The organism is Rhizobium sp. CG5, from assembly GCF_023701945.1.
In the GTDB taxonomy this organism is placed as follows: domain Bacteria; phylum Pseudomonadota; class Alphaproteobacteria; order Rhizobiales; family Rhizobiaceae; genus Allorhizobium.
Map to the genome: position 1 here is coordinate 219,108 of NZ_JABAEF010000010.1, position 10,104 is coordinate 229,211.

At 63.3% G+C, this 10,104-nt stretch carries 9 protein-coding genes and 1 tRNA gene; 5 read left to right on the forward strand and 5 right to left on the reverse strand.

The genetic code is table 11. The features are described from left to right. Positions 1 to 65 precede the first annotated feature (65 nt). On the reverse strand, positions 66 to 950 hold the full coding sequence (gene tesB, locus HGO38_RS17980) for an acyl-CoA thioesterase II (protein WP_250957275.1): 885 nt from the start codon (positions 948 to 950) through the stop codon (positions 66 to 68). A gap of 84 nt (positions 951 to 1,034) precedes the next feature. Here tesB and HGO38_RS17985 point away from each other — a divergent pair, with 84 nt between their 5' ends. Further along, complete coding sequence (locus tag HGO38_RS17985) at positions 1,035 to 2,249, forward strand: ubiquinone biosynthesis hydroxylase (protein WP_250957276.1); 1,215 nt, start codon at positions 1,035 to 1,037, stop codon at positions 2,247 to 2,249. Positions 2,250 to 2,268: 19 nt separating this feature from the next. On the opposite strand, the gene HGO38_RS17990 is transcribed toward HGO38_RS17985, so the two are convergent. From HGO38_RS17990 to HGO38_RS18005, 4 genes are all read right to left on the reverse strand, one after another. Then, complete coding sequence (locus tag HGO38_RS17990; RefSeq protein WP_250957277.1) at positions 2,269 to 2,457, reverse strand: Trm112 family protein; 189 nt, start codon at positions 2,455 to 2,457, stop codon at positions 2,269 to 2,271. 15 nt (positions 2,458 to 2,472) lie between these two features. Further along, positions 2,473 to 3,153 carry an LON peptidase substrate-binding domain-containing protein gene (locus HGO38_RS17995; protein WP_250957278.1) on the reverse strand — a complete coding sequence of 227 codons (681 nt, stop codon included), beginning with the start codon at positions 3,151 to 3,153 and terminating at the stop codon, positions 2,473 to 2,475. A 102-nt stretch (positions 3,154 to 3,255) separates the two neighbouring features. Beyond that, positions 3,256 to 4,212, reverse strand: a complete 957-nt coding sequence (trxA, locus tag HGO38_RS18000) for a thioredoxin (protein ID WP_250957279.1) — start codon at positions 4,210 to 4,212, stop codon at positions 3,256 to 3,258. 58 nt (positions 4,213 to 4,270) lie between these two features. After that, complete coding sequence (locus HGO38_RS18005) at positions 4,271 to 4,780, reverse strand: prolyl-tRNA synthetase associated domain-containing protein (RefSeq protein WP_250957280.1); 510 nt, start codon at positions 4,778 to 4,780, stop codon at positions 4,271 to 4,273. A 268-nt stretch (positions 4,781 to 5,048) separates the two neighbouring features. Between HGO38_RS18005 and HGO38_RS18010 the strand changes: the two genes are divergently transcribed. From HGO38_RS18010 to putA, 4 genes are all read left to right on the forward strand, one after another. Next, a tRNA-Gly gene (locus tag HGO38_RS18010) sits at positions 5,049 to 5,123 on the forward strand. 154 nt (positions 5,124 to 5,277) lie between these two features. Next, the gene (locus tag HGO38_RS18015; RefSeq protein ID WP_250957281.1) at positions 5,278 to 5,970 is read left to right on the forward strand and encodes a hypothetical protein; all 693 of its coding nucleotides are present in this window, start codon (positions 5,278 to 5,280) and stop codon (positions 5,968 to 5,970) included. Next, positions 5,967 to 6,386 carry a PIN-like domain-containing protein gene (locus tag HGO38_RS18020; RefSeq protein WP_250957282.1) on the forward strand — a complete coding sequence of 140 codons (420 nt, stop codon included), beginning with the start codon at positions 5,967 to 5,969 and terminating at the stop codon, positions 6,384 to 6,386. Before HGO38_RS18015 ends, HGO38_RS18020 begins: the two co-directional genes overlap by 4 nt. 319 nt (positions 6,387 to 6,705) lie before the next feature. After that, a partial coding sequence (putA, locus tag HGO38_RS18025; protein WP_250957283.1) for a trifunctional transcriptional regulator/proline dehydrogenase/L-glutamate gamma-semialdehyde dehydrogenase occupies positions 6,706 to 10,104 on the forward strand: 3,399 nt, incomplete at its 3' end.

Below are 10,104 nucleotides of genomic sequence, written 5' to 3' on the forward strand. Positions count from 1 at the left end.
AAACAGGCAGTTGAATGGCCAGTGGGCGGGCAAATCTTGTGCAGTTTTCAATAATTGCCCACTCTTTAATCATTTGCCTTTTTCCGAATCAAGCCTTCCTGCGCCACCGAGGCGATCAGCGAGCCTGAGCGGCTGTAAAGGCTCCCCCTTGTCATTCCGCGCCCGCCAAAAGCACTTGGACTGTCCTGGGTATAGAGCAGCCAGTCGTCGAGCGCCGAGGGACGGTGGAACCACATGGCGTGATCAAGGCTGGCCACCTGCAGGCTGGGATCGAAGATCGACCGGCCATGGGCATAGAGCGAGGTATCGAGCAATGTCATGTCGGAGAGGTAGGCCAGCACTGCTGACTGATAATGCCGGTCATCGGGCACGGTGCCGGTCGGCCGCACCCAGATATGCGCTTCCGGCTTCAGCTTGTCCTTGGTCAGATAGTGGACGAGCGACACCGGGCGGATTTCCACCGGCCGCTCGCGTCCCCAATATTTGCGAACGTTTTCAGGCGCCTGCGACAGGAAGACCTCGCGGAACTCCGTCTCGCCCATCAGCGCTTCCGGCGGCTTGATATCGGGCATGGCAACCTGATGGTCGAAACCCTCCTCTTCCAGCTGGAAGGAGGCCGACATGGAAAAGATCGCCTTGCCATGCTGGATGGCGACGACGCGCCGTGTGGCAAAGCTCGCACCGTCGCGAATGCGCTCGACCTGGTAGAGGATCGGCACGGCGGGATCTCCCGGCCGCATGAAATAGGCATGCAGAGAATGGACGAAGCGGTCCGCCTCGACGCAGCGCTGCGCCGCCATCAGCGCCTGGGCGATCACCTGGCCGCCGAACACCCGCTGCCAGCCGACCTGCGGGCTGCTGCCGCGAAACAGGTTGACCTCGAGGTTTTCAAGGTCAAGCGTGCGGATCAGCTGATCCATGGCTGTCTGGTCTTCATGCTCCTGCGACATTTTTGCCGACCTCGCTTGTAGGAAGAATTTCAAGGCTGATCTATATAGGACAGATCACGGATACAAGCTGCAAGGGAGCACGCCATGTTGGATCTGATCGTTGTCGGCGGAGGATATGTCGGCCTGTCGGTGGCGCTCGCGGTCAAGCAGGCAGCCCCTCATCTGTCGGTCGAGGTGGTCGAAGCCGCACCCGAAGGCCAATGGCAGAAGGATCCAAGAGCCTCGGCGATCATCGCGGCGGCAACCCGCATGCTTGAGGTCTTCGGCATCTGGGAGCGCATCGCGCCGGATGCCGAACCGATCACCCGGATGATCGTCACCGATTCGAAAACCGGCGATCCGGTGCGCCCCGTTTTCCTGACCTTCGACGGGACCGTCGAGAACGGCCAGCCCTTCGCCTACATGATCCCCAATGTGAGCATGGTGGCCGCACTCCGCGACGCCGCGGCGAATGCCGGCATCGCCATTCGCCACGACACCCGCGCCACCGGCTTCAGCACCAGCGGCCCGGCCGCCGAATTGACGCTCTCGGACGGCGCCGTGCTCAGCGCCCGGCTGGTGGTGGCCTGCGACGGCGTCAAATCGAAGCTGCGCGACCTGGCCGGCATCAAGACGGTGACCTGGGATTACGGACAATCCGGCATCGTCACCACCGTCGAGCACGAGCGCCCGCACGATGGCTGCGCGGAGGAGCATTTCCTGCCCGCCGGCCCCTTTGCCATCCTGCCGCTCAAGGGCAACCGCTCCTCGCTGGTCTGGACCGAGCGCACGGCAGACGCCAACCGGCTGGTAGCCGCCGATGATCTGGTCTTCGAGGAGGAGTTGGAGCGGCGCTTCGGCCACAAGCTCGGCGCCCTGAAGGCCACCGCCAACCGCCGCGCCTTTCCGCTTGGCCTGACGCTCGCCCGCGCCTTCGTCGCGCCGCGCCTGGCGCTGGCCGGCGACGCGGCCCATGGCATCCATCCGATCTCCGGCCAGGGCCTCAATCTCGGCTTCAAGGATGTGGCAGCGCTCGCCGAAACCATTGTCGAGGCCGACCGTCTCGGCCTCGATATCGGCGATCTCAATGTCCTGGAGCGCTACCAGACCTGGCGGCGCTTCGACACGTTCCGCATGGGCGTGACGACGGATGTGCTGAACCGGCTGTTTTCCAATGACGTCGCGCCGATCCGCATGGCCCGCGATTTCGGCCTCGGTCTGGTCGACCGCCTGCCGAAGCTGAAATCCTTCTTCATCTCGGAAGCCGCCGGCACATCAGGCAAGGGCGGACCAAAACTGCTGGCCGGCCAGGCGATCTAGAAATGCGACCGGAAGCGCTTCAATCCTCGATCTTGCGGGCCTCGGAGACCAGCATGATCGGGATGCCATCGCGAATGGGATAGGCGAGCCGCGCCTTTTCCGACACCAACTCGTTGCTGTCGCGGTCAAAGGTCAGCCGCCCGCGGGTCAGCGGACAGACCAGCAGTTCCAGGAGCTTCGGATCGACCTGGCTCAGCTTCTCATCCATGGCAAAGCGGTCCCCCTACTGCAGCATCGTGTCGACATCGCCGAAATCGCGCGCCAGCAGGATTTCCGTGATTGCCACCAGCGTCTCGGCGCGGGTCTTCAGATCCGGCGCCTCCAGCAGGGCCTGCTTTTCGGCAGGGCCGAACGGCGACATCATCGACAGGGAATTGACCAGCGTCAGGTTGCTGGCGCGCTTGACGCTGTCCCAGTCGGCCTCCAGCTTGTTGGCATCGAGATAGGCGCGAAAGGCCGAAAGCAGCCCATCCCGGTCAACCGTGTTCTCTTCCTGCGCCGACGACAGATCGGCAATGAACGGTGCGATGCGAACGGTGCGATAGGGCTTATGGCCGGCGATCTCGTCGATCACCCGAAACCGGCAGACCCCGCCCAGCGACACGATGTAACGCCCGTCTCCGGTCTCGGCCCAGGAGGTGATGCGGCCGATGCAGCCCACCTGGCACAGTGCCGGCGAATCGTTCGCGTCGAGCGCTGCTTCCGGCTCCGAAAGCGCCGGCTGCACGATGCCGACGAGCCGGTTGCCGGCCAGCGCGGCGTCAAACATCGCCAGATAGCGCGGCTCGAAAACATTAAGCGGCAATTGCCCGCCCGGCAGCAGCAGCGCCCCTGCCAAGGGGAAGATCGGCAATGTTTCGGGAACATCACCTGCTGTCAGATATCTGGCATTCCCGACCTGCATGAACGCCTCCCATGCCAGGTCTTATGGCGCGAAATCGCGCCCACCTGGTTCTTCCTATCAAATTGGCGCAGCCGCAACGAAACTCAAGGGCGCGCCGGCCCGTCACGCAAAAAGGATCGATGCCAGCTTTCTGCGCGCCTGGATGGTGGCAGGGTCCTTGACGCCCCAGACATCGAAGAATTCGAGCAGCTGACGCCGTGCGCCGTCGTCGTCGAATGTGCGGTCGCGCCGCATGATGATCAGCAGATGATCGGCCGCTTCGTCGCGCTTGCCCTGGACGCTGAGGATCTTGGCAAGCTTGATGCGCGCTGCGTGATCGTCGGGATTGAGCGCCAGCTGATGCTCCAGCGCCACCGGATCGCCGAGCTTGCGGGCCTCATCGATCTGGTCGAGCTTCTTCAGCACCGCCTGGATTTCGGCGGACGCCGACATGTCCGCCGGCATGCTTTCGAGAAGCTGGCGGGCGCGCTCGTGCTGGTTGGAGGCGATCATGCAGTCGGCAATGCCGGCCACCGCCACGACATTGTCGGGCGCCGCCTGCATCACCGCGCCGTAGAGCTGGGCAGCGCCTTCGAAATCGCCGGCCGCCAGCAGGCCCTTGGCTTCTTCCAGAACGGCAGCGATTTCGGCGGCCGCATCGGCCTCGTTCGAGCCGCCCAGCTTCTCGATGAACTGGCGGATCTGGCTTTCCGGAATGGCGCCCATGAAACCGTCGACCGGACGGCCATCGACGAAAGCGACGACGGCCGGGATCGACTGGATGCCGAGCTGGCCCGGGATGGACGGATGATCGTCGATATTGAGCTTGACCAGCTTGACGCGGCCATTGGCCTCGTTGACGACCTTCTCGATGACGGGCTGGAGCTGCTTGCACGGGCCGCACCAGGGCGCCCAGAAGTCGACCAGAACCGGCTGGCGCCGCGATTCCTCAAGCACATCCTTGGCAAAGCCAGCGGTGGTGGTATCGCCGACGAGAGCCTTGGCGGGCGCCGCGCCGAAATGGGCCTGCGCCGTCATCTGGCCGCCAAAGCCGCCATAGGGATTGCTGGTATCGCTCATTGTGGTCTCCCGCCTTTTGTTGCCGCGCCGGGCCTTATTCCATTGTTTAGATCGTATGTCAGGCCGTGACTTTCAAGACAAGCGGCGAGTGGCCGGTCGCCTCAAGAAAGCGGATGAGATCGGCGCCAGCCAGCGATGTGGTCGCGTCGTTGGTAAGCGGATGGCAGTTGATGATGTCATGCGCCATCAGCTCGGCATCAAGCACGAAGGTGACGTTCTGACCGGTATCGTTGATCGCCCCCAGCGCCGTGACCGCACCGGGAATGACGCCCAGATACTCCATGAGCTTTTCCGGCTTGCCGAACGATACCTTGCTGGCCGCCCCGATCAGCGTGTGCACGGCCTTCAGGTCGACGATGGCATTTTCCTCGACCGTCAGCAGGAAGAACTGGTCCTTCTTGTCCTTGACGAACAGGTTCTTGGTATGGCCGCCGGGAATTTCGTCGCGCAGGGACACCGATTCGGCAACGGTGAAGACCGGCGCATGGGTCTTGGTCTGATGGGGAATGGCAAGGTCATCGAGAAAACGGAACAGATCTTCGGCGGTCTTGGGCGCGGTCGCAGTCATGGCAGGTCTCTTTTGCATCGATCACGGAGCGGCGAATGCCGGCTTGTCGGCATCGTGATACGTCCGCGCTCAAGGATTGGCAATCGCCATCCCCCTCCAAAGGCCCTGTGCACCAAGGGTTTGCCAAGATTGAAAAACGCACCGGCAATTTTTTCTTCGTTCCGTCGTCATTTCCCTGTTGCATTTGAAAATCGGTTGGGCCATATAGCGCCCGTCGCCGCAAACAGCGACCCACGGTTCACCGAATACCCCCGGACCGAGGTGATGAGCGGGTGTAGCTCAGGGGTAGAGCACAACCTTGCCAAGGTTGGGGTCGAGCGTTCGAATCGCTTCACCCGCTCCAATTTCTCTCAGAGATGTGAATGGCTTGCAGACATCCCCGCGGGGTGTCGTTGAGGTTGCCGAAGCAAGAAAATGCACGGCACATGTACTGTCTCAGTGAGTTTTCATTGACAGCTTGAAAGTTTGCTGGATCAGTAATTCGAGGAGAATTTCAGATGGGCGACTTAATAGGCTTGGGTCTTTATACGCCTGCCGAAGCAGGAAAGCTTCTGCGCGTCCCGACATCGAAAATCACTCGCTGGCTCCGCGGCCACTCCATTGATGGAAAGTCGTATCCGGCGCTGTGGAAACCGGAAGTCGACCTTGGCGACGACCGCCTCATTCTCGGTTTTCGAGACTTGATGGAGGTGCGGGTAGCGGACGCATTCATTCGCGCCGGTGTGTCTGCGATACGTGTGCGAACTGCGATCCAGATTGCGCGCGAAGCACTCGGCCAGGATCACCCTCTTTCAACGGATCGATTCCGGACTGATGGTCGTGAAATTTTCCTGCGCATATTCGAGACTGGCCCTGATGGTGAGGAGCGCGAACGGCTTCTCAACCTTTTCCGCCGACAATATGAGTTTAAAGGCATAATCGATCCCATCCTGAAGACCGTGGATTTCGGGGAGGATGGCAATCCCTTGCTTTGGTGGCCAGGAGGGCGCCGGTTAAACGTGGTTGTCGACCCATCCCGTTCTTTCGGCCAGCCCATTGATGCCAGTTCAAGCGTACCGACAAATGTGTTGGCGGCTGCGGCTCAACAGGAAGGCATCATCGGCGCGGCGCGCGCGTATGAAGTCCCGGAAGCGTCCGTTCGTAGGGCCATCGAGTTCGAGACTTCACTAGGACAACGGATGGCCGCGTGAAGGTCTTTTTCGACAACTGCACTGCGCCAGTTCTCGCTTCGACACTTCACGGATTCATTGTTCATTCCGGGCACGCAGCCGTCCACATCAAGGACATAGCCGAACTCCCAAGAGGCCGTCATTCAACGGACTTGGAATGGATTGACCTCCTTAGATCCGCAACGGAAGTCTGGATCTTTGTCTCGGGCGACAAGCGCATCCTCAAGAACCCAGCCGAGCGCGCTGCCCTCCGTTCTGCTGGCCTTCACGGCTTTATTCTCGCCGCGGGATATCAAAAAACTCCGTTGAACCAAGTAGCAGCCACGCTAGTTGCCAGGTGGCCCGACATGTGCAGGATCACTGAAATCATCTCTGCGCCGTCAATGCATGAAATCCCGATCGGGAAACATACAAAGCTACGTTCTTTGCCCCTGTGACGAACATCGGCAAACTGCCGTTAATCATTCTTCTTGGCGACGCGGCATGGCACACGAGAGACAAGAAGTAGGAGAAGGTAGCCGTGCATGTTGTGCTTTTCAGCAGCCAAACAAAACCACGCCTCCCGTATTTCGACGAAAACACGCTAAATCTCCAAAATTCCAGTTATATCCTCCATATTTTTCGCCGAAATGCCGCTTTTTACGCGGCGTTTGTCGCGATATACAGCTTGTCCATGACGTTTGATCGTGGCAATGCAGGACCTGCGGTCCGGGCCGGCTTGCCATCTTCATCGACCCTCCAAGCCGAAGGCGCCCCATGACAGACCCTAAGCAGGCCAATCCCCCCGTCGACGCCAGCGCGGCCTTTGCCACATTCGCCACCCTTCCCGATCGCGATGCCCTGCGCCGGGCGATCACCGAGGCCTGCCGCACGGCCGAAACGGTCTGCGTGCCGCCGCTGGTGGAGTTGGCGACGATGAGCAAGACGGACAGCGATGCGACGGCGGCCCTGGCCCGCCGGCTGGTCGAGGGCCTGCGCGCCAATGTCTCGCATGGCGGGGTGCAAGGGCTGGTGCATGAATATTCCCTGTCGAGCCAGGAGGGCGTGGCGCTGATGTGCCTGGCCGAAGCCTTGCTGCGCGTTCCCGACACGGCGACGCGCGACGCGCTGATCCGCGACAAGATATCGGGCGGCGACTGGCGCTCCCATCTCGGCAAGAGCGCCTCGCTGTTCGTCAACGCCGCCACCTGGGGCCTTGTCGTCACCGGCAAGCTGACCTCGACCGCCAGCGAAACGACCCTGTCTTCGGCGCTGACCCGGCTGATTGCCCGCGGCGGCGAACCGGTGATCCGCCGGGGCGTCGACCTGGCCATGCGCATGATGGGCGAGCAGTTCGTCACGGGCCAGACCATCGAGGAGGCGCTGAAGAACAGCCGCGCGCTAGAGGCCAAGGGGTTCCGCTATTCCTACGACATGCTGGGCGAGGCCGCGACCACGGCCGAGGACGCCGCCCGCTACCTGAAGGATTATGAAGCGGCCATCCACGCCATCGGCAAGGCCTCGGCCGGCCGCGGCGTCTATGACGGCCCCGGCATCTCCATCAAGCTGTCGGCCCTGCACCCGCGCTATGCGCGCGCCAAGAGCGCCCGGGTCATGGCCGAGCTGCTGCCGCGCGTCAGAGGCCTGGCGCTGCTGTCGAAACGCTACGATATCGGCCTCAATATCGACGCCGAGGAAGCCGACCGGCTGGAGCTGTCGCTGGATCTTCTGGAAGCCCTCGCCTTCGATCCGGAACTGTCGGGCTGGAAGGGGCTTGGCTTCGTCATCCAGGCCTACCAGAAGCGCTGCCCCTTCGTCATCGACTGGATCATCGATCTGGCCCGCCGGTCCGGCCAGCGGCTGATGATCCGGCTGGTCAAGGGTGCCTATTGGGACAGCGAGATCAAGCGCGCCCAGGTCGATGGCCTTGCCGACTACCCGGTCTATACCCGCAAGGTCCATACCGACGTTTCCTATCTGGCCTGCGCCCGCAAGCTGCTGGCCGCACCCGATGCCGTCTTCCCGCAATTTGCCACCCACAACGCCCATTCGCTGGCGGCCATCATGACCATGGCCGGACCCGACTTCGCGACCGGCCGCTACGAGTTCCAGTGCCTGCACGGCATGGGCGAGCCGCTCTACAAGCAGGTCGTCGGCCCAGCCCATCTCAACCGCCCCTGCCGCATCTATGCGCCGGTCGGCACCCATGAAACGCTGCTGGCCTATCTGGTGCGACGGCTTCTGGAGAACGGCGCGAACTCGTCCTTCGTCAACCGCATTGCAGACGCGTCGGTACCCGTTGAGGAACTGACCGCCAATCCGGTCGACATCGTCAGGGCCGAGCAGCCGGTCGGTGCCCCGCACCCGGCCATCCTCCACCCGCTCGACATCTATGGTGATGGCCGCCGCAACGCCCAAGGGCTCGACCTTTCCAGCGAAAGCGCGTTAACGCTGCTGTCGCGCGGCCTGCAGGACAGCGCTGCGATCGACTGGAAAGCCGAGCCGACCACCGACAGCGGCGTACCCGGCGATTGGCAGCCGGTGCGCAATCCCGCCGACCACCGCGATACCGTCGGCCGGGTCCGCATGGCGACGACAGAGGCGCTGGCGGCCGCTTTCACGGCCGCCGATGCCGCCGCTGCCCGCTTTGCCGCAAGCCCGGCGCAACAGCGCGCCGACCGGCTTTCCGCCGCCGCCGATGCCATGGAGGCCCGCATGCCGGTGCTGCTCGGCCTGATCGTGCGCGAGGCCGGAAAGTCCTATGCCAATGCGGTTGCCGAAGTGCGCGAGGCGGTCGATTTCCTGCGCTATTACGCAATAGAGGCGCGCCGCACGCTGGGCGGTGGCCGCAGTCCCGTCGAGAGCGGGCCGGTGGTCTGCATCAGCCCGTGGAATTTTCCGCTGGCGATCTTTACCGGCCAGATTGCCGCAGCCCTGGCCGCCGGCCGGCCGGTGCTGGCCAAACCCGCCGAGGAAACGCCGCTGATCGCCGCCGAAGCGGTTCGCCTGCTGCATGAGGCGGGTGTCCCAAGAGACGTGCTGCATCTCGTGCCGGGCGAAGGTCGGATCGGTGCAACACTGGTTGCCGATCCGCGCACCACGGCAGTGATGTTCACCGGCTCGACCGAAGTGGCCCGCCTGATCCAGCGGCAGCTGGCCGGGCGGCTGACACGGGCCGGCCAGCCGGTGCCGCTGATTGCCGAGACCGGCGGCCAGAACGCCCTCGTCGTCGATTCCACGGCGCTTCCCGAACAGGTGGTTGGCGATGTCATCGCCTCGGCCTTCGACAGCGCCGGCCAGCGTTGCTCAGCCTTGCGCGTTCTCTGCCTGCAGGAGGACATCGCCGACCACACGCTCACCATGCTGCGCGGCGCCATGGCGGAGCTGGGGGTCGGCAATCCCGTGCGGCTGGCAGTCGATGTCGGCCCGGTGATCACCGCTGAGGCGCGCGACACGATCGAGAGCCATATTGCCCGGATGGCAGAGGCTGGCCATGCAGTCGATCGCCTGAAGCTTGGAGCTGAGACCGAGCATGGCACCTTCGTCGCCCCGGCGATCATCGAGATCGGCTCGATCGCCGAGCTTGGTCGCGAGGTGTTCGGCCCGGTGCTGCATGTGCTGCGCTACCGGCGCGAACAGCTCGACCATCTGATTACGGCGCTGAACGCCACCGGCTACGGCCTGACCTTCGGCCTCCACACCCGCATTGATGAGACGATCGCCAGCGTCGTCGACCGGATCGAGGCCGGCAATATCTATATCAACCGCAACATCATCGGCGCGGTGGTCGGCGTGCAGCCGTTCGGCGGCCGCGGACTGTCGGGAACCGGACCCAAGGCCGGCGGCCCGCTCTATATCGGCCGGCTGGCGGGAACCGACGCCGCAACGGCGCTGGCTGACAGGTCCGCCGTCCGGCCCGATCCGAAAGCGGCGCGTTATGTCGCCTGGCTCCAGGCCGGTGCGCATACAGAGGCGGCGGAGCGCTGTGCGGCTTTCGCCACGGCGTCGGTTCTCGGCTATTCGGCGGAACTGGCCGGGCCGGTGGGCGAAACCAACATCTATTCGCTCTGCCCCCGCGGCAGGATCGCAGCCCTTGCCACCGAGCCTCAAGAACTTCTGACCCAGATCGGCGCCATCCTGTCGACCGGCAACACCGCCGTGGTTGAAACGGGCAAT

Coding starts and splice junctions, on each gene's coding strand:
- HGO38_RS18015 (WP_250957281.1), top strand. CDS start 5,278: ATGGGCGACTTAATAGGCTTGGGTCTTTATACGCCTGCCGAAGCAGGA.
- HGO38_RS18005 (WP_250957280.1), bottom strand. CDS start 4,780: ATGACTGCGACCGCGCCCAAGACCGCCGAAGATCTGTTCCGTTTTCTC.
- HGO38_RS17990 (WP_250957277.1), bottom strand. CDS start 2,457: ATGGATGAGAAGCTGAGCCAGGTCGATCCGAAGCTCCTGGAACTGCTG.
- HGO38_RS17985 (WP_250957276.1), top strand. CDS start 1,035: ATGTTGGATCTGATCGTTGTCGGCGGAGGATATGTCGGCCTGTCGGTG.
- tesB (WP_250957275.1), bottom strand. CDS start 950: ATGTCGCAGGAGCATGAAGACCAGACAGCCATGGATCAGCTGATCCGC.
- trxA (WP_250957279.1), bottom strand. CDS start 4,212: ATGAGCGATACCAGCAATCCCTATGGCGGCTTTGGCGGCCAGATGACG.
- HGO38_RS17995 (WP_250957278.1), bottom strand. CDS start 3,153: ATGCAGGTCGGGAATGCCAGATATCTGACAGCAGGTGATGTTCCCGAA.